Below are 22,803 nucleotides of genomic sequence, written 5' to 3' on the forward strand. Positions count from 1 at the left end.
TTAACTCCTTAAATCACGACCAATTCAGCGTTCAATGCACCCGCTTCGCTCAGTGCTTGCAGGATAGACATTAAGTCAGTAGGTGTGGCACCTAAGCTGTTTACCGCAGTCACAATAGTGTTGAGCTCCGTGCCTGGAGGCCAAATCACCATTTGAGCTAAATCTTCGTTCACATCAAGATCCGTTTGGTTAACGACTTTCGTATCGCCATTTGCAAACGCATTTGGCTGACTGACTTGTTGTGATTCAGAAATTCGCACGGTTAAGTTGCCATGGCTCACTGCTGCCTCACTCACTTTGACACTCTTACCGATCACGACCGTTCCCGTGCGAGAGTTAAAGACAATTCGAGCTGGCTTGCGGCCTTCCACAACGCTCATTTCTTCAAGCATCGACATCATCACTACGCGCTGTTGGGTATCTTTTGGTGCACGCATATCAATGCGCGCTTTATTGATCGCAACAGCAACGTTAGGCCCAAAAGTGTTGTTGATTTCACGCGCGATATTTTTCGCCGTTGTGAAACTTGGTTTACGCAGGTTTAAGGTGACTTCATCACGCTGGTTGAAATCAGTTTTGATTTCTCTCTCTAACGTCGCACCATTCGGGACGCGACCTGCCGTTGGCGTATTAACTTCGACTTTGGAGCCACTTCGCCCTTCTGCAGATAAACCGCCCACCACGACGTTTCCTTGTGCAATGGCATACACTTCACCATCAATACCGCGTAAAGGCGTCAACAATAGCGTACCGCCACGGAGGCTTTTCGCGTCACCAATTGAAGACACGACCACGTCCAAAGTTTGTCCGGGGCCCGCCATTGGATCAACGGTTGCTGTCACGCTCACAGAAGCCACATTTCGTAGCTTAGGGTTCATACTGTCATCAATTTGAACCCCAAACTGACGGAGCATGTTGGTAATAGATTGAGAAGTAAATTTCACTTGGTTTCGGTCACCCTGGCCAGCTAAGCCAACCACCAAACCATAACCGACCAATTGGTTTTCTCGAATGCCGCGCACATCGACCAAGTCCATGATCGGAATTTCCACTTCAGCATGTGAAGTGGTTGGTAATCCCAAGGTCAACACCAATAGGAAAGACGTAAAGAAAGATTGCATTGTCTTCATTAGAAAGGTACCCATGGGCTGTTGAAGAATTGAGTTAGCCATCCGGCTGCGTTGCTGTCAGCCAGAGCTCCGCGACCTGCGTAGGTAATTCGTGCATCAGCAATTCGTTGAGAAGAAACTTGGTTGCTGCGATTAATATCATCCACACGAACAATGCCAGTGAGACGAATAAACTCATCTCCCTGGTTAAGGCGCAGCCATTTTTCGCCACTGATACGCAATACACCATTAGGTAACACCTCGTGTACCGTTACGGTGATAGCACCTTGTAGCTTGTTACCCTGTGAGCTTGAAGCACTGCCATCAAAGTTGCGGCTGCCATCGACACTAACGCCTAACTCATCGAACGTTTTCGTTCCTATGGTCGGCGCCGCGAAATTAACCGCTGAGCTTTTGCCAAACTTAGTACCCGCTTTTTTGCTCGATGAGGTTTCTTCTGATAGTTGAACCGTTAACACATCGCCAACTCGGTAAGCACGACGATCCTGAAACAGGGTCATCGTGTATTGGTGACGATAAAGGCTACCAGATTGGGTTTCCGGCAACGTGTAATCGAGCGTTGGTGGTGCATATTCCTCGGCATTTGGCTCAGGCGGAATAAATTCCTGACGGCCGGCACATCCCACCAGCAACACGGCGGCTACTGCCCAACTCTTAGAAAGCCATTTCATTGCTTTTTCCTTCATCATCACCAATTTCATACTTACATTGATTGCGAAACAAACTTCAGCATGTCATCTGCAGCAGAGACCACTTTCGCATTCATCTCATACGCACGTTGAGTCGTGATCATGTCGACCATCTCTTCCACTACTTGTACGTTTGAACCTTCCAATGCACCTTGCTTGATGAGGCCTGCGCCATCTTCACCAGCAATCAGTTCATCTGCCGGGCCGCTGGCTTCCGTTTCACGGAACAAGTTACCACCCACGGCCTCTAAGCCTGCTGGGTTAATGAATTTTGCGAGAGTGATTTGACCAAGCTGCTGTGGCGTTGGATCGTCCGCCGTCGTTGTTGTTACCGTGCCATCAACACCAACAGAGAATGAAGAGGCATTATCTGGGATCTGAATTTGTGGCTCTAACGGCAAGCCTTGACTGTTAACCATCAAGCCTTCAGAGTTGACATGGAACTGACCATTACGTGTGTACATGATCTGTCCATCCGAGTTTTCGATTTGAAAGAAACCCTGTCCCATAACGGCAAGGTCCAACTCTTGTGTTGTATTTTGAGTGTTACCTTGCGTAAACACTTTTTGCGTGCCAACTACGCGAACACCGCTACCTAGCTGAATACCACTTGGCAACTCGTTAACTTGGTCTACTTGAGCACCAGGTTGACGCTGAATGCTGTAGAAAAGGTCTTCGAATACAACTCGGTCACGCTTAAAGCCAACTGTATTTACGTTCGCTAGGTTGTTAGAAATGGCAGTCATCTTCGTGTCCTGCGCTGCCATGCCTGTTTTACTTACCCATAATGCTGAATGCATTTTTTATTACTCCTTGCGGGGCGAGACTTATCTCGCCGCCATTAATTTATTACCAGCTTGTGCCAACGTCTCGGCCGTTTTCATCATGCGAACTTGCATCTCGAAGTTACGCGTTAACGACATCACGCTAATCAACTCATCAATGGCAGATACGTTACTGCCCTCGATGTGCTCAGGAGAAAGTTGCACGGTTTCATCGGCAGCGAATGGCACGCCATCTACACTGTGCAGTAGGCTGTCACTCTCTTTTTGAAGTTGGTTCATTTCTGGTTTAACCAACTTCAACGTTCCCGCGACGATTTCTGCGCCACCACCTGGCGGAATCACGGATACTTGACCACGCTCGCTGATTTCAATCTTTTGATAATCAGGCACAACCAAAGGCCCATTTTCACCAAGAACAGGGAAACCATTGATGGTCATGGCACCAAAAGTGTCGACTTGGATATTGCCCGCTCGCGTGTACGCTTCGTTACCCGCAGGGGTTTCAACAGCAAGATAACCCTCACCCATGATGGCGACATCCAACGGGCGTCCCGTTTTCATAATGTCGCCAGAATCAAAACGCGTTGAGGCAGAGTTGGTCACAACCATAGTGCGACCATCAAAACCTGGGCCTTGCATTTCTACACTGCGCACGCGCTCCATATCCGCTCGAAAGCCAGCAGTATCAGCGTTTGATAAGTTGTTTGAACGCACGTGCTGAGCCTTAAGAACTCGACTCGCACCTGACGTTGCAGTAAATAACAAGCTATCCATGCAAAACTCCCATTACACCGCGTTAAACAAAGCTTGAGTTAGCTTGTCGCTGGTAGAGATGGTTTTCGCGTTTGCTTGGTAGTTACGCTGTGCGGTCATAAGCGCCACAAGCTCACTGGTTAGGTCAACGTTAGAACCTTCTAGCGCACCTGGGGTTAAATCACCCAACGTACCTGAACCAGGGACACCCATGATTGGCGCACCAGAGCTAAAGCTTTGAGTCCACGCCGTACCACTCACTTTTGCTAAACCTTGTGTGTTGGCGAAGTCTGCAAGTACAACTTGACCTTGCAGCTGTGATTGGCCGTTAGTGTAGGTCGCGTAAACCATGCCATTACCTTCAACGCGTACACCTGCAAGCTCACCGGATGTGTAACCGTTCGGGCTGTTAGTACTTACGCCGAATTTAGCACCAAACTGCGTGCTGCCTTTCAAGTTAATGTCGACACTCATCGCGTTTGCGCCTGCCGCAGGGAATGAAACATTAAACGGAGCCGTCGGTGAAGAAAGCGAACCGTCTTTGTCAAACGTTACTGGCACCGTTGTCACTGGTGTTGCACCACCATCCACTTGAACATTCACTTCCCAAGAGTTAGAAGCGGTCTTAGTGAAGTACTGAGTTACCGTGTGCGAGTTACCCAGCGAGTCATAGACTTTTGTGGTGTAAGACGAATTGAATGAGTTTGGATCGTCCGGATTAAACGGCGTTACCGTTTTATCAATGGCAGACGCACTTGCATCAAAGTTTGCAACAAAATCAAGACCGTCTGTCGCTTTTGCATTCAGTGATGACGTAGATACTTGGATATTGCCCACAGAGCCTGTCATCAGGTTGTTGTTGCTATCCACACTGTAACCTTGCAGTTTTGCGCCACTGTTAGCGGTAACAAAGTTATCTTTATCTGTCGCGAATACACCTGAACGCGTGTATAGCGTTTGACCCATGTTGTCTTTAGTGACAAAGAAGCCACCACCGTTGATCGCCAAGTCCATCGCACGGCCAGTTCCTGAGATACTGCCGTCTTTGTCGAAGTTCTGTGAAATTGACGCGACTTCTACACCACCAGGTTGCATGCCGTTGTATACTGCGGAGAATTCTGTGCGGCCACCTTTAAAACCATACGTTGATGCGTTGGCAATGTTGTGACTGATTGTGTTTAGCTCTGTGTTGGTCGCGTCCAGACCACTTAGTGCGATGTTAAAACTCATAAAAAGACCTCTGATTTCCCTATTTGGTTAAGCACCAAACTGAGTGATTTGATAGAAAGGAACGTTGCCAACGCCATGGACATTGACTAATGCTGCGCCGCCAGTATTTGGAATACGCACTTGCTCAACAGTGCCAGCCATGAGCACATTTGGACTTGCTTGCCCTTCTTGCACTTCTACTGCCACTGAGTATTTGCCTGGTTTAAGACCAAGTTCTTCAGGATTAATTGAAAAGTCGACGTCACCTTTGCCGTGAGCACCTAATGGCACTTTAGTGGATTGACCAAACTCATCTTTCACAACTAACGTCACTTGGTTTGAGCTATGAGCGAGTTCGATTTTTCCGTTCTGTACGCCTTCACCAAGCTCAAATTCTTTGGAGTTGACGTAAACAGTTTGTCCGACGAGCCCCGCTGTCGATAGCACTTGCATGTTGTCGAGGAGAATCATGCTCTGTTGCATTGTCTTGGACATATTCTCGGTACTTTGAACTTGAGAGAATTGAGCCAACTGACCAACGTATTCCGTGCCATCAAGTGGGTTAAGTGGATCTTGGTTTTGGATCTGCGCCACCATCAAAGAAATGAATTCGTTCTCTAATGAAGAAGCACTGTTCATATCTTTAGGATTTGGTGCAATGCCATTGTTCTCTTTTGCTTTAGTGCTCACAGGAGCATCAGACGATAAAGGTGTATATTGTGCGAGACTCATTAACTGCCCTGCCCTAATCTAAGCAGACCTTGCTGCATACTTTTCACATTTGATAACACTTCAACATTGGTTTCGAAGCTACGTGTCGCTGACATCATGTCTGCCATTTCAGCCACGACATCGATATCTGGGTAATACACATAACCTTCACCATTGGCCAACGGGTTGTTTGGCTCAAAGCGTTTCTCGGCTTCTCCCGCATTTTTCACAACGTCAACAATGCGAACTTCAGCATTGGGATAAACCCCGTTTTCCGTTGTCAGCTGCGCTTTTTGGTACACAGTCGCGAATACGGGCTTCAGCGCTTTATAAGCGTCATCTGGATTTGCAGACACCGCGTCCGCGTTAGCTAAGTTACTGGCGACCGTGTTAAGACGCACAGTTTGTGCTGTCATCGCGGATCCAGTGATCGAGTAAATATCAGTGAATGACATAATTAACGTCCCTCAATCGCTTTCGTTAAGCCATTAAATTTCATGTTGAGAAACGTCAGGCTAGTTTGAAAGTCCATGTTGTTTTGCGTGAATTTCGCTTGTTCAACACCCAGTTCTACAGTGTTGCCATCTTTGCTGTTTTGGTAAGGCACCGAGTATTGGGCCTGAACCTGAAACTTAGGCACTGGTTTGTTCACACCGCCTGCAGCCACCTGGTTCATTACGGTGGTGAAACTTAGGTCTTTCGCCAAATACCCAGGGGTGTCAACATTTGCTAGGTTACTGGCAAGGACTTTGGTACGCTGAACGCGAAAATTAAGTGCCTCTGGATGTACACCTAAAGCATTTTCAAATGTGATCGCCATGCATCTTCCTTACAGTTGGCTCGAATACGCCAACATACAAACAAGATGCGTGCCATAAAAAATAGTTATATATATCAATGATTTACAAACAAGGATGGAAGCCAAACTTCCGGCTCACGGAAAGCATTAAAAGCAAGGGGAAAGTGCTTACTTCCTCAACATTAATGCTAACTCTGCTTGCTCTAGTACCAGGACAAACTTTCGCCAACACCTCTGGCAGAACCCTAAGCGTTGAGGAGATAAAATCTGTTGTAGCAGAGCATTTCAAACAAGAAGTGGCCCAAAATGCTCACTCTAACCAGTGGGGAGAATACCAACTGGATTTCGACATGTGGGTACCAGGCTCGGCGAATCACCTACCTGAGTGTGAGTCGCCTCTGGTCATCACTGGTCGCGACAATCAAGCGTTGCCAGTTGGAAACCTTAAGCGCTCAGTAAGTTGCGATGACATCGCTTCACCCTGGCGAATTAACGTCACGATAAAATCTTCTCTGACACTGCCTGTCTTGGTTGCCACAACCACGGTCGGTCGAAATGAAGTTGTGACTGCCAAGCACGTTAAACTGGAAACGCGCACCATCTCGCGACAAGACGATTTTTATACTCGCCCAGGACAAGCAATAGGCTTAGAAACCTCTCGCCGTTTACGTGCAGGGCAAGTGGTCAACCCATCCAATTTATCGGCTCCACCTTTAATCGAAAAAGGCAATGAGGTCATAGTGATTGCGAGCAAAAATGGATTTAGCGCCAGCACGAAAGGAGTCGCCTTAGAAGATGGTGCGAAAGGGCAACAAATTGAAGTAGAAAACCTAAGTTCTAGCAAGGTCATTAGAGCTGTCGTAACCGGGTTAAACCAGGTTCATACTCAATTTTGATTTTGGACTCAGAGTAACATTTTTTAATTTTGGCTCTCGTCAGTAACGCTGAATTTCGAGTACAAAAAAAATATTTAATGTTTATCACATCCTAACCGCCTACTTAATTTAGAACATGATGATGAGGACCACAGCATGAAAATCGACAAAGTCGCGGGCGGTCATGTCCCACAAACAAAATTACAGCAAGCAAGCAAACAGCCTGTCGACGTCGTCGAACAGAGCAAAGTACACGAGCCTGCATTTCAAGCGAATACCGTAGCGATAGATCGCGCTCAAGCTGAAATGGCATCACTACCTGATGTTGATATGGAAAAAGTAGAACAAGTACGTAACGCATTAGCGCGTGGCGAACTTAGCCTAGATACAAAAGCACTATCAAAGGCGATCATGCAATTCCATACAGGTCACGAGTAATAACACACTAGGAAGAGATCATGGCAAGCGCAGTATCGCAGCGAATTCAACAATTTATTCGCTCAATACCTGAGGATATCAAGCTCTATCAACAACTTATCCCTTTGCTTCAACAGCAAAAAACGTTGTACTTAAAGTTTGATGGTGAGGCACTGAGCAACAATGTTCAGAAACAAATGCCAATACTCAATAAACTTAGTCGCTCAGCCAGTGATAGAAGCCAGTGTATGCGAGAGCTGGGGTTAGCGTGTAATGACGCCAGCGTAAAACGAATTTTCAATGCTTTGCCTGCCCAAATAGGTATGCAAGCTAGAAAACAATGGGCGCTATTGGAAACGTTGGTAAGTCAGTGCCAACAATACAATCAGAGCAATGGCCACAGCTCTGCGGCGTTCCATGAGTTGGTCAGTCAACTCAAACAACCTGTGCAACACACTTATGAAGATAAATCGTTCTAAACGATGTTCGTCTTGCCTACAGATTCAGTCGCCATCTCGGCTGAGTACTGTAGGCCTTTTTATTTTTATCGCCTTACTATCCTGCCTTTCAATCACCTGTCAGGCGAAACCAAGCCCAGCTGATATTCAAACGCAATATCAAGTTTTAGCCCCATACAAGCCACAAATAGCCAAACGTCTCGATTCATCCAGCCTGGTAATTCATCACATTTTCAAACAACTGCAAAGCCACTCTTTACCAAAGAGTCTAGCCTTAGTGCCAATGTTGGAATCCTCTTACAACCCCAAAGCCGTTTCTCATGCCAACGCCGCCGGACTTTGGCAACTGATACCAGCAACAGCTCAACGATTCGGGTTGACTGTAGATACAAAACAAGACGATCGTTTTGATACAGAAGCAAGCACAGCTGCAGCACTCAAGTATCTGACGTTTTTATACAACAAATTCGATCAAAACATGGCGCTGACATTAGCGGCCTACAATGCAGGTGAAGGGCGTGTCGCACGCGCTATTCAGCGAGCAGGCAGTAACGACTTCCAGAAGCTCACACTACCTAAAGAGACTCGCCAATACGTTAGTCGATTCTTCGCGCTGGAAAAGTTGATAGATATCGGTCAGTTACAATCCTCATCATTTCAACCTTTACTCTTATTTGCTTCAGATGCTCCGATGGTTTCGCAACCGCTGATCGACTTTAGTCCACTACCTCCGTTGGTCAATTTGTGATAAAAATCACGACAAAATCCAATGTCAGAAAAACGTAAAATTACAAGATCGTGTTCGGCCAATTTGAAAACTCGTGATCTCTATGCAAACGTGTGCAAAAAAGTTGAGGTAAGGTATCTCAAAGATAAGAAAGAGTAGTGGTTTATTAAAAGGTATCCAAATTGCGCTTGCCAATTGGGTAGATATGCGTCACATTGCGTTTGCAAAAAACATGAAAACCAATGGTTGGACCTAATAATTATTTACACACTAAATGTAAAACAGCTATTGTTTTCATAGTTCGAAACAAATTTAAAATATCAAGATGACGCTTCGCTTGCGCGTCTGGAATAAGTCCGGGTTCCGGGGGGGAGTCCGGACTTTTTTTATCGATTTAAAAGCTGACCTATCAACAGAACAATGAGTGGGTAAGTCACTATGAGGCAAGCTAAGTTATTTATAGTAATTCTTTAGAAATCAACTGAAGCAAAAACGTTTCGCGCTCGATGCTCATGCCTTTTTTCGGGCTTTCTGCCACGGTCTTTTCATTGTGCGCTATCGCTTCGTGAATGTTCATCCATACTGGACGCATTCCATTTTTAACTTCATAGTCTTCATAAGCCGTTTCGCCTAACTCACGATCGATTTTACATGTATAGCAATACGACACCATGTGCATTACGTCAGCGTCGTCTTTGTACCAAGGACGAAATTCCTCAAAGATTCCGAAAGGCTTAATACCATGGATATTCTGCGCGCCGGTTTCCTCTTCTAGTTCACGAACTAGTCCAGCAATCACATCTTCACCATCATCAATACCACCACCTGGCAAAGTGTAGTCATGGTAACGCTCTGTATAGAGCAACAACACATCTTCACCATCTAGTACGATGGCGCGTGCCGCATTGCGCTGGAAAATAATTTTGTCGTCCAAGTGCTCAATGTCCGGATGAACGGTCGATTTTAAGTGTCTCATCGAAAATACCACTGTCATGTTTTGCGCGCATATTACCGAACTTCACGCTTTAAATCATCGTTGTCGGTCCAAATGCGTTCAAGACATTGGTTTGAACGCAACGGTTCTAACCTTCGTAACAATCCGCAACAAATAGAAGTGTGACGTGATAACCAGTAAAAGATGAGAATATCTAAATTCTTATACGTCCCTCTTACTTTTAACATCGATAAGACAATAATCTCTGAAAGTTGCCTATAATCAATACAATACTCGCCCACCCCATGCGGAGATAAAGAATGAAAAAGACAAATTTAATGATGGCTATGGCTGCAACGTTGGTACTGGCTGGTTGTTCAACTTACGAAGGTGCCACTCGCTCGACTGAGTATACCTCCGTCGCAAATCCTGCAGCCGTTTACTGTGTTCAGCAAGGTGGTGAGTTGGATACCGTTTCGGAAAATGGCGAACGTGTGACTTACTGCGTGCTGTCTGACGATAACCGTGTCGAGCAATGGGAATACTATCGCGACAATCATAAAGAAAGTGAGAGTGGCGACTACTAAAATTTTTTGTCGACACGTCAGATTCCCTCTATCACTTAGGAGCCTTTAGGCTCCTTTTTTATTTGATTTATCAAAACTTTCTCACTTCATTTTTACATACCTCTGACTTTACCGCACATCGATACTATATCGAACAGTGTTCTATTCTTGACATTCCTCTGACATAACTTTCCACTTGGACAATAAAATCCCAAACACAGATCACACTAATTCACATTTCTTCCACATTTTCTGGAACAGGTGAGCAAGATGAAAACACAAATAGTAAAAGAAGCCGAGTCAGCCCCAAGCAACGTTGTTACTGAAGAGTCAAAGCGCATCATTTATAAATCGAGTTTAAGCGCATTGATGATTGTCGCTATCAGTATTCTCGTTAACCTCAGTCTTCGCCTTGATTATGTCGTGTTGGGTTCAAGCCTTGGTGAGCTTTCCATAACAGAAACACTCCAGCTTGTGATGCTCGCGATTGCATCGTGGTCATTTTTTAGCCTATCTAAACAACAGCCTCAGCTAAAGCATGCGGCCATTTTGATTGCCGGCTTTTTCGCGGTGCTCATTATTCGTGAAACAGACTATTGGACAGACATGATTCGTCATGGTTCTTGGGTTTTCCCTGCGCTCGCTGTAACCGCACTGGCTTGCGCCAAAGCTTACCAAGGTGGTAAAGGTACCATGAACGAAATGGCGACCATCTTAACGGTGCCCCACATGAAACTGTTAATTGGTGCCGTGATGCTATTGTTGGTCTTCTCTCGCTTATATGGCATGGGCAGTTTTTGGCAACAAGTGATGGACGAGAACTACATCCGTGATGTTAAAAATATTTCGGAAGAAGGCATGGAACTCCTTTGCTACTGTTTGATCACGTTGAGCGCAGTCCGCACAAAACGCGAACTTAATGAATAGACTCAGGATCCAAGCGGCGGTTCAATGCGGTTAATATCGGATGAACGATCCTTAACGCTTGTTCCGCAGCTCCTACAGATTCATCCAAGGCCGTCATTTCGATGGCCTTTTTCATGTCTTCAATCTGTTGCAAACTATCTTTATCGAGTGGTAAAGCGAGCAATTTCTGAATGGCATGTCTCGCGATCATAAGCGGCTTCTTTCGGACAACCGATAAGTCTCGTAAAAATGCTCCCAGCTTGACCCCTTCTAAATAAACTCGGTAAGTCGTGAGTTCATCCAGTAATAAAAATGCCGCCGCCACAGGCCCTTTATGTGGGTATGGTACGCTGATATGTTTGTTGATATCCAATGGTAAGTTGAGAGTAACGCCCATGGAGGCGCACTCAGATTTTAGTACTCGTAATAATCCCTGCTCATCCATCAAGGTTTGGATTTCTATGATTCGCTCAAGGTGGTAGTCATTCGACAACAAGGTGACCTCAACCGAACGCGCTGACCATAACTGGAACAAACCACTATCACACAAAACGCGAGAAGCGTAACGCATGTTCTGAAACGTATTCAAAGATCGATTTTCTAAAAGTACTTGATGTTCAGGGAACGGATGCACAGCAGCCGCATTTAGAGATTTAAAATAACTGTACATAGCATCTGCTTCAGAAATGCGTTGACCTAGCGTTAATCCACCACAAAAAATAATCGCCGTTCGCTCTGTCGGCAATGACGCAATCACATTAGATAACGCTTCGACTCTTGTTACCCCCTCAACGGTCAATCTGCTATTGACGAGGCGTTTACCTAAAACGATGACCACATTGTCTAACTTCATTTCAAAATCTCGCGCTTTGTTGGCAGTGTTACAAAAATCTTCTTTCACTCCCGGCCTACAGGCTTTAACATCTAGTTAACAACACTGTTCTAGAGACCTTTATAAAGGTTCACTGCTAAAGGAAGTCAATTATGCTGTCGATTTTCGATATATTTAAGATTGGTGTCGGGCCTTCTAGCTCCCACACTAATGGTCCTATGCTTGCCGGATTCCATTTCACTCAACTAGTTAGCGACTCTATGGCGAAAGTGCATCGGGTGCAAGTGGACCTTTATGGCTCATTATCGCTCACTGGTAGAGGGCACCACACAGACCGGGCCACTGTCCTTGGTTTGATGGGAAATAAACCCGATACCATCAAAATGAGTAGCGCTAAAAGTGCGCTACAAAATACTATAGACAACAACACGCTGCTGCTCGCTGGTACGCACCAGATTGAGTTTAGCTACGACCATGACATCGTCTTTCATAGTGACAACCTTCCCCTGCATGAAAACGGAATGACGATTACCGCACTAGACGCTGCGGGAGACCAAGTGGCGTTTGAAATTTATTATTCTATCGGAGGTGGGTTCATCGCCACCGCTGACGAACTAGAAAACGGCACGCAACAAGATGAAGTCGCGGTACCATTTCCTTTCACATCAGCGGATGAGATGCTGGAAAAAGCCGAGACTAACGGTTTTAGTTTGGGAGGTATGATTCTACAAAACGAACTGGCATTCCGCTCAGATGAAGAAATTAGCCAAAGAGCAGAACAAATATGGAAAGTGATGTCGCTCTGCATGCAACGTGGTTTCGATACGGAAGGGATTTTAGAAGGTGGTCTCAATGTCACTCGTCGTGCACCAAATCTTTTGAAGAAGCTCGAAGCTAACGCTGCAGTTGAGAATGATCCAATGGAGATCATGGATTGGATTAACCTCTTTGCCTTTGCGGTTAGCGAAGAAAATGCAGCTGGAGGACAAGTCGTTACTTCTCCAACTAATGGCGCTGCAGGGGTGATTCCGGCGGTATTGATGTACTACCATCGCTTCATCAAAGAGCTTGATATTAAACAGCTGAAAGATTTTCTCGCAGTCGCTGGCGCTATCGGCATCTTATATAAAACTAACGCGTCAATTTCCGGCGCCGAAGTGGGTTGTCAGGGAGAGGTCGGGGTTTCTTCATCCATGGCAGCCGCTGGTTTAACGGCGCTCAGAGGCGGCAGTAACGAGCAGATTTGTATTGCTGCGGAAATTGCGATGGAGCATTCATTAGGAATGACTTGTGACCCGATCGGCGGCTTGGTTCAAGTGCCTTGCATTGAAAGAAATGCCATGGGCGCAATGAAAGCCATTAATGCCTCACGTATGGCATTAAAGCGCACGAGCAAATGCCTTATTTCATTAGATAAAGTTATCGAAACCATGTATCAAACTGGTAAAGATATGAACAAAAAATACCGTGAAACTTCCTTAGGTGGCTTGGCCGTCATTCATATGGCACCGCCATGCGAATAGTCAAATAAGCCCGTTATATCATTGCTGGCGATGCACTTCGTCAGCAATTTCCTTTCTCGCAAGACCTCTTTTTATTTACCAGTAATCCTATAAACCCCCCTTCGGCCTTAATCAGTAACAAATACAATAAAATTAAACAAAAACAGAATTAAGCACTGCTTTATTCAAATTGATCTAGAACAACACATTAGCATTTAGCCACCTAAGCATTAGAAAATATAGTGCAGCATTTCCACGTTATGCGACAATTATTTCAATACTCAATCTTTCGTTTCATTACTATTTAATAGAAATAACAATACCTACCTTTCTCCGCTAATGTGAGTACAAAATTATGTGGAATAAACTCAATAAATCCATGATGTTCTGCCAAATGATGTTTGGCTTATCATTTTACGGTGTATTAGTAAGTCTAACTCGATTTTTTCTAGAGGATCTAAATTACAACGAAGCCGATACGATGATGATCGTTGGTGCTTTTTCGGCGATCGGGCCACTTTTCGCGATTACGGGCGGCTTTATTGCAGATAAGTTTTTAGGCGCTTATCGCTCACTTTCTATCGCATATTTCGCTTTTGCATCAGGTTACGTATTACTCGTGTTGGGGGCTTCTGCTTCTAACGTTCCACTTTCAATGTGTGGTATTGCGCTCGCCAGTTATGGCCGCGGCCTGATGTCACCCTCTTACCCTAGCCTCTATAAACGAACGTTCAAATCACAAGAAGATTTTGAAAAAGGATACCCAATCAATTATTCAGTGAATAATGTTGGCGCCTTTTTAGGTCAATATTTGTTCCCAATGATTGTCCTTGTGATCGGCTTTAATGGCGGTTTTACCATCTCTGCTGTTATGGCAGTAGCGGCATTGATCATGCTATTGGTATTCCGCAAAGATCTTGTTGGCGTAGCCTCTGAGCTTGATCAAAAAACCGTAAGTTTAAAAAACTGGGTACTTTTTGCATTGATTTCATTGGCAATGATCGCGTTGGTATTTTTCATGTTTTCAAACATGGATATTGGCCAAAATATCGTATACGCCATCGGAGGGGCGGCGATCGCATACTTCATATCTCTGATGCTTAAAGCAAGCAAAGCTGAGTCTTTGAAGATGGGGACCATCTTAATTGTGACCTTGCTGACAACCTGTTTCTTTGTTTACTACGGACAAATGATGACCTCGATGAACATGGTTGCTATCAACACATTAAAAGGCTCTCTATTTGGTTTTATTCCGCTCGAACCAGAAGCAGCAATGGCAATGAACCCGCTTTGGTGTATGGTTGGTGGTCCTATCGTAGCTGGCTTTTTTGGGTTGCTGGAAAAGCGCGATATCTACCTCTCTACCGCGACAAAAATCGCCTTGGCATTTGTACTGACCGCGATAGCGTTTGGTATCTTGACGTTTGCCGTGACTACCGTGGGTGAAGATGTCGTGATCATGCCAGAAATCTTTCTCGCTATTCACTTCTTCCAAGCGATTGCAGAAGTCATCGTGGGTTCGATGGTCGTAGCGTTTATTCTTTCCGTCGCGCCGAAGCACATCGAAAACTTCTCTGTGAGCCTATTTTCTGTGGCAATCGCATTAAGCGGTATTATTGGTGCTGCATTCTCAACCTCTATCGCGTTAGAGAAAGGACAGACCATCACACAAGACATTGTACAAAACGTATATGGTGATTATTTCCAATTACTCACTGTCCTTGCTGTCGTGATGGTCGCTATCGCAATGGCAGCGTCACTCATTATTCGCAAGATGCTTGATGCGGCGAAAGAAAGCGATACTCAAGCGCAACCAGTCGAGATCGAAGCTGGGGTTGAAGTTCAAAGCTGAGTTTGATGATTTACCTATCTCAAAATATAAAAAATGCCGCGATATTCGCGGCATTTTCTTAACAACAACATGTTCGATTAATCACGTCGACCACGAAGTTCAATTTTTTGTGTAGCAGCATCCGTTTGGATGATTACCCCGCCATAGGCAGTTTCATTTCGACCTTTCAGCGTCAGTTGAGAATCTGCGCGCTCGACGTCGACCTGATTTTTCGTAGCCATCGTCATATCAATCGTGCCCGTGTATGACCCATCGCCAGCTAATGCTATGTTTGTTGAGCAAACCATCAAACCAAGTGCGATTAATTTTTTCATACGTCACCTCTGTTTTTGTTCTTACTTTCTTTCGATGAAAAAACTGTAACAACAGAAACATGTTCATACGAGGAAAGTCATCATTTACCAAATGGAAATCCAAACCACTAAATTGATATGACCAAGCATATTTGCTGTCCACCGTCACCTTCAATAAACCATAAGATACGACAGCATGCTTAAATTGACCGAACGTTGTCTTTTATTCAGAAATTCAGAGATATGATTTCTCGGCAGAAGATAAATGAGACGATGTATGAGCATTAATCTGGACATTCAAAACGTATTGGTACTAAAACGGATGTATGAGTTACGTAGCGTCCGATTGGTGGCAGATTCACTCGGAAAGACCTCAGGATCAATCAGCAAAAAACCTGACAAAAATGAAAGCGCAGCTCGATGATCCTTTGTTCATTCAGACTAAAAATGGCTTTGAACCGACCGCTTTTGTCGAAGCGAACATGCCACATTTTGAACAAATACTCACCAGTATTGATTCCATCAAACCACAGAGTTTTTCACCCGCTCATTTTGACGGCTCGATCACTATTTATGCGAATACATTGTTTTGGGATTACTTTGGTGACAAGTTTTACTTAGAATTACTAAAACACGCCCCAAAAGCAAAGTTCGCTTGTTTACGTTGGGGGAGCGACGCGAAAAAGCGATTAACTGAGGGTGAAAACGCTATTGCGATTCATTATTTTGATGAGGATCTTCCGCAGTCAATTATTCAAAACGAACTAGGTCGAGGAAAAGCCGTATTTTTTGTTCGAGATGAGCATCCCGCTCAACATTTCCAAGAGCTAGAAAACTACCCCTTTTTACTTTTCAAAACGCCGGGATGGAACGACTACCGATACCCGTTGTTGGAAAGGCTCAACCATATGGGGTTCAGAACCACACCTAAGGTAGAAATTGAACACCCTGCGATGATTCAAAAAGTGCTCCTACAAACGGATCATTTTGGTATAACCATGAGTGGACATGTGCCTAAGGGCTGCCGAAGTATCGCGCTTCCTGGCGGGTTAGAGCTTGATGTTCGCTACGTGATGAGCTGTCGTCGATCACAACAGCAAGCCCCGATAAACCAGTGGTTATTCAATGTCATTAAAGATATCACCCAGCCCTAACCTAAAAGTCCTAGGGTGATGACTTGTCTATGTTTTCTTAGGTACTCGATATCGTTGAGGTAAGCGGTATGATGGCAATCTTCTAGGTTCGCTTGAAACCTATCATCACCTTGAGCTGCGACCCCTCTCATATAATCAACTAACGCGGAGAGTCGATGTGTCATCACCTCCACCAGCTCTTCCCGTTCCAATCTCGAACACCCATAAGCGTCACAGAAGAGTTTTGCACGCTGAATTTGTTGCTCCAAACAGCCCATTTTATCGTGCTCATCGGTTTTAAATGGTGCCCAACCATAGACCGAAAAAGCGACATCCCAAACTCTTGGTGCCGGATGCGCCGTATCAAAATCAAACACACCAACGACAAACTCTCCATGGAGTGCCACGTTATATGGCATGAAATCACCATGACAAATCACCTCTTGTGGTGTTCGTGGTGGCAGCATCCAGTGCAGCGTTTCATTTTGATATTGCTTAAGGAAACCCTCAGATGCATCGTGCATATCGCGTAACATTTTTGCCGCAGATTGGAGCGCGGAAACAGAAGCAATGTTGCCAATCAATGGATAGTTGTCAGTCTCTCCTTCGACATAGCTAACCCACTTTTTTCCTTTCTCAATACCAACCGCTTTAGGGCATGCCGTAAAGCCTCGTGAATGAAGGTAGGTAAGTAGCTGATGGATAGTCATCGTCCAATAACTGGCAGGACGAGATATCAAATTCCCTTTTCGATAGATGGCATTTTCTCTACCGCCTTGCATTGTTTCCATAACAGTATCCTGTGTGGATTAAGTGCGCATCAGATAACGTAAAGCTAGATCATCATACACTCAAAGCTTTTAGAGAAGGTTGACTGACCCTATAAGAAACCGCGCATTTTGTTAGGTAAATCGCAAGAATAAGTACCGCTGTAAAAATAGACCGTAAAACATCAAAGGCTTTGTATTAACCATTGGGCAAAGGTGTTTACGTGTGACTTTTCTGATGCTCTAACCATCATATAGTGTGCGCCGGAGCTGGGCATACACCAATCTCCGATTTGTACTAATATCCCTTGTCGCAACTCATCCTCAACAAGAAAGTCTCTCACCAGCAAGACACCAAGTTGATTGGTTGCAGCTTGAATAGCAAGCAATGAATGTTCAAATTCGGCTATCACTTTGCTCACCTTGCCTTGATAACCTTGGTACGCAAACCATACCTGCCAAGATTCATGATAACCCCCGGTACAAATTTTAGGTGTTTGAGACAACTTCGTGAGGTCATCCATCGGATTTAACTGAATAAAGCCGGGGCTTGCTACAACGATCCAGTTTTCTCGGGTAAGCTGAATAGCTTGTTGCTCTTGCCAATCGCCATCTCCGTTAATAATTTCTATATCTGCAATCGCACTGGCGTTTGGAACCGTATTCGCGGTTGTCGAGATCTTAAAGGAAACATCTGGAAATTGACGCTGAAAATCGGCCAGCCTGGGCATTAGCCATTGCGAGCAAAAACTGTGGGCGACATGTAAGGTAATTTGCTTGTTCTGTGGGCGAGTAAATAAATGATGGGTCGAGGTTGATAAGGTTTGAAGCACATGGTTAACCACCGGCCAGTATTCTTTTGCTGAGCTGGTCAGCGTAAGGTGCGTACCCTTGCGCTCGAATAATGTTGCATTTAACTGCAGTTCTAGCGATTTCACCTGCTGACTGACGGCCGCACGGGTCACATTTAGCTCCTCTGCGGCTTTAGTGAAGCTCTGTAATCGCGCCGTGGCTTCAAACGCTCGGAGCAAATTAAGCGGCGGTAAACTTTGCATAACACTCTCCCAAATACTTGGCAGCCATGGTATGAACTGGTGATGACAAATTGATGAAAGTGCTGAGTTTGTTAAGCGGGATCAAAAAAGCCAGCGTGATACACGCTGGCTTTTGGAACTGTCTCTTAAGCAGGAATTATTCTGCTTTCTCAGTGGTTTGGTATTCAAACGCTGGGACAACTACTTCAACACGACGGTTCATTTGACGACCTTGACGTGTTTCGTTGCTTGCTACTGGGTTAGCTTCACCCATACCTTTCACTGTCATACGCTCAGCCGCAATACCTTTTGCTTGGAACTCGTCAGCAACGGCTTTCGCGCGTTTTTCTGTAAGTTGCTGGTTGTACGCAGCAGAACCCGTCGTATCACTGTAACCCGTGATCTCAACTTGAGCTTGTGGGTAAGTGTTCATCAGATCAACGGTACCAGAAAGGGTCGATGCATCTTTCACTTCTGCACTTTCTAGGTCGAATTGTACTGTCGCTGTTGTTTGAGCAGGGTAAACATGCTCAACAATACGTGTTGCAGGGCGTGTTTCTACTACTTCCTCAACCACTTCTTCTTGAACTACTGGCTCAGAGCCGAACTTGTAGTTAAAACCAATACCGAAGAAATCTGAATCCATATCTTCAATCACGTCATCAGACATATCTTGGTAACGTTGGTATTCAGCACGTAGGCTCCAGTTGTAGTTGATTTTGTACTCAGCACCTAGAGAGCCTGTTGGTACGAAATCTTTTTCGTCACCCGCCATCATGTATGCAGCACCAACTTTCGCGAATAGATTCCAAGAATCCGTTAGCGGTAGGTTGAATTTAGGAGCAAGAGTCAACGCCCAAAGATCACCGTCAACGGTGTTTAGGCCCGGCTTTTTGAAGTTTGCAGTGAAGTCACCAAGGTAATCAACACCGTACTCTGCTGCAACGTACTCGTTGAAGCTGTAGCCCAGGTGCATAGATGCTGCAAAACTGTCGTCGTCACAAGGTTCGTTTAGGTAACACGCATCATTTAGAGAGTTGTAACCTACTTTACCGCCCATGTAAGTGTCAGCAAGTGCAACGTTTGAGATCACACCACCAGCAAGTACAGTAGCCACTGCTATAGCGATTTTTTTCATTATTCTTTTCCTTTTTCTTGTACACAAAGCAACACATCGAGGCAGCATACTGCCGTAAAATATGAAGCCGTAACTTTCTCTTTTCTTCGAACAGAAATAGCTAAATAGCGTAGGAAAGAATCAAAAAATGATATTCAAACGCCAATGACGTAAAACGGAGAAAGATAACCTCAAGACCATCTATTCATGAGCTTCATCCGCATACCCAACCGAGAAATAAAGTCTCGTTGCGTTGGTTTAGCCATAGTCAATTCGTTGCGGAGAATATCACAAAATAGCCAGTTTTCTGTGACGCAAATCACCATAAAAACCCATTTTCTCAAATTTAAGAATCGACATTTAAGCCTGTGAATGGCAACAAATTTTTACAGGAGAGAATGGATATCGAAGGCATAAAAAAACAGCTCATTTAAAATGAGCTGTTTTCGAAATAATGAACAGACGTGAACTTATCGAACTAGATTTTATCCGCCACGGTAAGCGTTGCAGCTAAGACATCTTGCCCAAATAATACACTGCGTTCTGGTGACCAACCATAAAGCGGATCTGGGTGATTGTTGTTATCTTTAAATGGCATCTCGATCGTGTACGACAGGCATTTGAACTGCTCCGCGACCCAGTTTGAGCCTACCGTCAAATTCGCTTTACCCGGCTCATCTTTATCATAACCAATCTCATCTTGGAATTCAGGGGTAATAGTCAGTAGCGCTTGCTTAAATGATGCCTCTAAAGCGGCAAGATTTTCATCGTAAGAAGGAATACCTTCTGAGCCAGCGACGAAGTTATACGGTATCGCTTCATCACCATGGATATCTAAAAACATGTCAACACCCGTTTCCAGCATACGTTGACGCACAAGGTAGACTTCTGGACTTTTCTCCATAGACGGAGTTTGCCACTCACGGTTCAAGTTCACGCCTACCGCGTTCGTACGTAAGTGGCCGCGAATACCACCGTCTGGGTTCATGTTTGGTACCACGTAAAGCACTGCTTTTTCCAGTAATGCACGCGCAACCGTATCATTTTCATCCAGTAAACGTTGGATCATGCCTTCCATGAACCATTCAGCCATGGTTTCACCCGGATGTTGGCGTGCAATCATCCAGATTTTCTTTTTGCCTTCTTCTGGCTCACCAAACGTTAGCAAGCTCATGTCATTGCCGTCTAATGTGTGGCCTAGTGTTTCTAGTTGGCAGTGGTGCGCGCTTTGTGCCATGTGTAACAAATCTAAATGACGATCGTATGTGTAAGGCGCAAAGTACGCGAAGTAAATTGAGCTACGCTCAGGGATAACAGTGAAAGTCAGCGTGTCGCCATCGAACTCTGCTGGTATACGGAACCATTCTTCACGGTCGTAAGACGCCACGACATCGTAACCTTGCCACCCTTCTGGATAAGCCGACTTAGCCAAATCAAGCAGTTTGATCGTGTGCGACTGCTCGGCTTCGGTTTCTAGACGGAAATGGAACCACTGGTAGAATTCCGACATATTGTCATTAGGGATTTTAAGTTGGATGTCATTTTTGTCGTCCGCTTTCACTACGTGAATGCTGCCGCTATCGAAGTTGCTGAATACTTTCATTATATTACTCACCTTTTAAATCTGAGCTTGAAAAACAGAGGCTAACACAAGGGTACATTGCCCCCCAATGACTTTCACTGCAAACTGTCTCGTTTGTGGCTAAAGTCTTCAGTTTAGTCGAGCTTATCCGCTTTGCCTGCTGGTCCTGCGAGTTTCGCTAGCCATTTATCCCAAACAAACGGATGTTTCTCATTGTCTTCCGCTTCCTCTTTTCGGCGAACAGCATTTCGTACCATCATTGCTCCCAGCCAACGTATTGGTTCTGGTGGAAAATACCCAAGCGGTCCTTGCGCTAAACCACTTCGCGTCCATTCGTTATCTAGCCCTAACACCAACGACGATAAAATTTTTCCACCCATTCGAGTTTGGGCAACGCCATTACCTGAATAACCAAACCCGTAAAAGACATTACTTTGCTCATCCAATTGGCCAAAAAAAGGAAAACCAGTTGCGGAACGATCCGAACCGCCAGTCCAAGAGTACTCAAATTCAGCCCCTTTTAAGCGAGGAAAAAGGTTGTCGAATGATTTTTTTAGTAGCGTTTGATAACGCGTCGGCTTGTTAAACATCGCGTCAACTTGGTTGTTGAAAGAGAACTGATTACCGCCTTTACCTAGCATCAAACGGCCATCTGGCGTATCTCGGTAATAATGTACGAAGATGCGTGAGTCCAACACACTCGAACCCGCTTGCCAACCAGATTGAGGCAACGTATCACCAAGCGGTTTGGTAATAACCATATCCGAAGACACCACAACAATACTGTTTTTGAACTGCTTAAATTGCTCCACCATCCATGCATTTAATGCCAACACCACCTGCTGCGCTTGAATGTTTCCTTTAGGTGTACAGACGGTGGCAGGTTTTCCATAATCTAGACGCGTCATTGGCGTGTTCTCATAAACTTCTACACCCAGATCAATAGCAACACGGCGTAACCCTCGCGCGAGTAAGGCGGGTTGTACGTTAGCAGCAACCGGAGAGTGGTAGCCTTCAATATGGCGAGGTGAACCCGCATTAGCACACAGTTCCTCCACCGAGCAACGACGCCAACTGTTCACATCTAGCCGTTGTAACTCGTCGACAACTGGTTGCATTCCTCCAGCTTGCGCTCGGTTTGTCGCCGTATAATAAACACCGTTGAGTGATAGCTGTGCATCAATCCCATGTTGCTTGCAAAATGCGTCAATCTCCAACACCACTTGTTCCGACTCTTTTACCAACCAAACAGCATGTTCTTCACCGAATAACCGTTTTAACGTCGGGAACTTGGTAGACCATGTCAGCATACAGCCGCCATTCGCGCCCGATGCCCCACTGCCACACAAGCCCTTTTCGATAACAACCACCTGTTTTTCAGGAGATTGCTGCTTAATCATAATCGCTGTCCAAAGTCCGGTGTATCCGCCACCGACAACAGCAACGTCAGTATTAATGTTCTGCTGTAACGGTTGCGGCGTTTCTGGTTGCTCAGCTTCAATGGCCTGTTTGAACCAATATGAACTATGTGTCATCGGGTATCCTCGTTAGTGCGTTGCATCGTTTCTGTAAACACTTTACAAACGATGAGCACAATCAACGAGCAAGAATATCTAACGCTGAGCGATAGCAAATGTTGCGCTGAGAGAGTGGAAGTTTCTGCTATCAATGAATACAAAAATGGGGAGCAGCGCTCCCCAAAACAAACAGCAAGGATATAAATTATCGGAAA

24 protein-coding genes and 1 pseudogene are annotated in these 22,803 nt (G+C 45.1%); 9 read left to right on the forward strand and 16 right to left on the reverse strand.

Going from position 1 to position 22,803, the window contains the following annotated elements; genetic code table 11:
- Positions 1–8: 8 nt before the first annotated feature.
- The 8 genes from D8S93_RS12335 to flgB are packed head-to-tail and all read right to left on the reverse strand — an operon-like array spanning position 9 to position 6,097.
- Entirely contained in the window at positions 9–1,130 is a 1,122-nt protein-coding gene (locus tag D8S93_RS12335; protein ID WP_031780462.1) for a flagellar basal body P-ring protein FlgI, read from the reverse strand.
- Positions 1,130–1,801, reverse strand: a complete 672-nt coding sequence (gene flgH / locus D8S93_RS12340) for a flagellar basal body L-ring protein FlgH (RefSeq protein ID WP_005395295.1) — start codon at positions 1,799–1,801, stop codon at positions 1,130–1,132. Before flgH ends, D8S93_RS12335 begins: the two co-directional genes overlap by 1 nt.
- 32 nt (positions 1,802–1,833) lie before the next feature.
- Positions 1,834–2,619, reverse strand: coding sequence for a flagellar basal-body rod protein FlgG (gene flgG / locus D8S93_RS12345; RefSeq protein ID WP_005395297.1), 786 nt, complete (start codon positions 2,617–2,619; stop codon positions 1,834–1,836).
- A gap of 27 nt (positions 2,620–2,646) precedes the next feature.
- Positions 2,647–3,378, reverse strand: coding sequence for a flagellar basal-body rod protein FlgF (flgF, locus tag D8S93_RS12350; RefSeq protein WP_006741308.1), 732 nt, complete (start codon positions 3,376–3,378; stop codon positions 2,647–2,649).
- A gap of 12 nt (positions 3,379–3,390) precedes the next feature.
- Entirely contained in the window at positions 3,391–4,587 is a 1,197-nt protein-coding gene (gene flgE, locus D8S93_RS12355) for a flagellar hook protein FlgE (RefSeq protein ID WP_046873843.1), read from the reverse strand.
- Positions 4,588–4,614: 27 nt separating this feature from the next.
- Positions 4,615–5,298 (reverse strand): flagellar hook assembly protein FlgD, encoded by a 684-nt coding sequence (flgD, locus tag D8S93_RS12360; protein WP_005395303.1) that lies wholly within the window; start codon positions 5,296–5,298, stop codon positions 4,615–4,617.
- The gene (flgC, locus tag D8S93_RS12365) at positions 5,298–5,732 is read right to left on the reverse strand and encodes a flagellar basal body rod protein FlgC (protein WP_005395305.1); all 435 of its coding nucleotides are present in this window, start codon (positions 5,730–5,732) and stop codon (positions 5,298–5,300) included. Before flgC ends, flgD begins: the two co-directional genes overlap by 1 nt.
- 2 nt (positions 5,733–5,734) lie before the next feature.
- Positions 5,735–6,097, reverse strand: a complete 363-nt coding sequence (gene flgB / locus D8S93_RS12370) for a flagellar basal body rod protein FlgB (RefSeq protein WP_005395306.1) — start codon at positions 6,095–6,097, stop codon at positions 5,735–5,737.
- Between the two features lie 77 nt (positions 6,098–6,174).
- Between flgB and flgA the strand changes: the two genes are divergently transcribed.
- From flgA to D8S93_RS12390, 4 genes are all read left to right on the forward strand, one after another.
- Positions 6,175–6,972, forward strand: a complete 798-nt coding sequence (flgA, locus tag D8S93_RS12375; RefSeq protein WP_152813447.1) for a flagellar basal body P-ring formation chaperone FlgA — start codon at positions 6,175–6,177, stop codon at positions 6,970–6,972.
- Positions 6,973–7,107: 135 nt separating this feature from the next.
- A complete protein-coding gene (gene flgM / locus D8S93_RS12380; RefSeq protein WP_006741305.1) occupies positions 7,108–7,389 on the forward strand; it encodes a flagellar biosynthesis anti-sigma factor FlgM in 282 nt (93 codons plus the stop codon).
- A 20-nt stretch (positions 7,390–7,409) separates the two neighbouring features.
- Positions 7,410–7,847 carry a flagellar export chaperone FlgN gene (gene flgN, locus D8S93_RS12385; RefSeq protein ID WP_006741304.1) on the forward strand — a complete coding sequence of 146 codons (438 nt, stop codon included), beginning with the start codon at positions 7,410–7,412 and terminating at the stop codon, positions 7,845–7,847.
- Positions 7,828–8,574 carry a lytic transglycosylase domain-containing protein gene (locus D8S93_RS12390; RefSeq protein WP_152813449.1) on the forward strand — a complete coding sequence of 249 codons (747 nt, stop codon included), beginning with the start codon at positions 7,828–7,830 and terminating at the stop codon, positions 8,572–8,574. Before flgN ends, D8S93_RS12390 begins: the two co-directional genes overlap by 20 nt.
- A 436-nt stretch (positions 8,575–9,010) precedes the next feature.
- On the opposite strand, the gene D8S93_RS12395 is transcribed toward D8S93_RS12390, so the two are convergent.
- Complete coding sequence (locus D8S93_RS12395; protein WP_152813451.1) at positions 9,011–9,529, reverse strand: NUDIX hydrolase; 519 nt, start codon at positions 9,527–9,529, stop codon at positions 9,011–9,013.
- A 278-nt stretch (positions 9,530–9,807) separates the two neighbouring features.
- On the opposite strand from D8S93_RS12395, the gene D8S93_RS12400 reads away from it, so the two are divergent.
- Both D8S93_RS12400 and D8S93_RS12405 read left to right on the forward strand, forming a co-directional pair.
- Positions 9,808–10,074, forward strand: a complete 267-nt coding sequence (locus tag D8S93_RS12400; protein ID WP_005395313.1) for a DUF333 domain-containing protein — start codon at positions 9,808–9,810, stop codon at positions 10,072–10,074.
- Between the two features lie 249 nt (positions 10,075–10,323).
- On the forward strand, positions 10,324–10,980 hold the full coding sequence (locus tag D8S93_RS12405; RefSeq protein ID WP_152813454.1) for a hypothetical protein: 657 nt from the start codon (positions 10,324–10,326) through the stop codon (positions 10,978–10,980).
- On the opposite strand, the gene D8S93_RS12410 is transcribed toward D8S93_RS12405, so the two are convergent.
- Positions 10,970–11,812 (reverse strand): YdcF family protein, encoded by an 843-nt coding sequence (locus D8S93_RS12410; protein ID WP_152813557.1) that lies wholly within the window; start codon positions 11,810–11,812, stop codon positions 10,970–10,972. The genes D8S93_RS12405 and D8S93_RS12410 overlap by 11 nt on opposite strands.
- A 131-nt stretch (positions 11,813–11,943) precedes the next feature.
- On the opposite strand from D8S93_RS12410, the gene D8S93_RS12415 reads away from it, so the two are divergent.
- Together D8S93_RS12415 and D8S93_RS12420 are read left to right on the forward strand one after the other, a co-directional pair.
- Positions 11,944–13,314: an L-serine ammonia-lyase gene (locus tag D8S93_RS12415; RefSeq protein WP_005395319.1), complete on the forward strand. Its 1,371-nt coding sequence runs from the start codon at positions 11,944–11,946 to the stop codon at positions 13,312–13,314.
- Positions 13,315–13,648: 334 nt separating this feature from the next.
- Positions 13,649–15,145 carry a peptide MFS transporter gene (locus D8S93_RS12420; protein WP_152813455.1) on the forward strand — a complete coding sequence of 499 codons (1,497 nt, stop codon included), beginning with the start codon at positions 13,649–13,651 and terminating at the stop codon, positions 15,143–15,145.
- Between the two features lie 77 nt (positions 15,146–15,222).
- Here D8S93_RS12420 and D8S93_RS12425 read toward each other — a convergent pair whose 3' ends face one another.
- A complete protein-coding gene (locus D8S93_RS12425) occupies positions 15,223–15,459 on the reverse strand; it encodes a hypothetical protein (RefSeq protein WP_005395322.1) in 237 nt (78 codons plus the stop codon).
- A gap of 256 nt (positions 15,460–15,715) precedes the next feature.
- Between D8S93_RS12425 and D8S93_RS12430 the strand changes: the two are divergent.
- Positions 15,716–16,592, forward strand: a pseudogene (locus D8S93_RS12430) (LysR substrate-binding domain-containing protein).
- On the opposite strand, the gene D8S93_RS12435 reads toward D8S93_RS12430, so the two are convergent.
- The 5 genes from D8S93_RS12435 to D8S93_RS12455 all read right to left on the reverse strand — a co-directional run bounded on the left by D8S93_RS12435 (position 16,589) and on the right by D8S93_RS12455 (position 22,606).
- Entirely contained in the window at positions 16,589–17,362 is a 774-nt protein-coding gene (locus tag D8S93_RS12435; RefSeq protein ID WP_152813457.1) for a phosphotransferase enzyme family protein, read from the reverse strand. The pseudogene D8S93_RS12430 and the gene D8S93_RS12435 sit on opposite strands and share 4 nt — an antisense overlap.
- 161 nt (positions 17,363–17,523) lie before the next feature.
- Positions 17,524–18,393 (reverse strand): LysR substrate-binding domain-containing protein, encoded by an 870-nt coding sequence (locus tag D8S93_RS12440; RefSeq protein WP_053808126.1) that lies wholly within the window; start codon positions 18,391–18,393, stop codon positions 17,524–17,526.
- 136 nt (positions 18,394–18,529) lie between these two features.
- Positions 18,530–19,510 carry an OmpA family protein gene (locus D8S93_RS12445; RefSeq protein WP_005395330.1) on the reverse strand — a complete coding sequence of 327 codons (981 nt, stop codon included), beginning with the start codon at positions 19,508–19,510 and terminating at the stop codon, positions 18,530–18,532.
- Positions 19,511–19,967: 457 nt separating this feature from the next.
- A complete protein-coding gene (locus D8S93_RS12450; RefSeq protein WP_005395332.1) occupies positions 19,968–21,092 on the reverse strand; it encodes a M14-type cytosolic carboxypeptidase in 1,125 nt (374 codons plus the stop codon).
- A gap of 113 nt (positions 21,093–21,205) precedes the next feature.
- Positions 21,206–22,606: an FAD-dependent oxidoreductase gene (locus D8S93_RS12455; RefSeq protein WP_152813459.1), complete on the reverse strand. Its 1,401-nt coding sequence runs from the start codon at positions 22,604–22,606 to the stop codon at positions 21,206–21,208.
- Between the last annotated feature and the right edge of the window lie 197 nt (positions 22,607–22,803).

It is taken from the genome of Vibrio sp. VGrn 2 (assembly GCF_009361695.1).
GTDB classification, from domain to species: domain Bacteria; phylum Pseudomonadota; class Gammaproteobacteria; order Enterobacterales; family Vibrionaceae; genus Vibrio; species Vibrio diabolicus.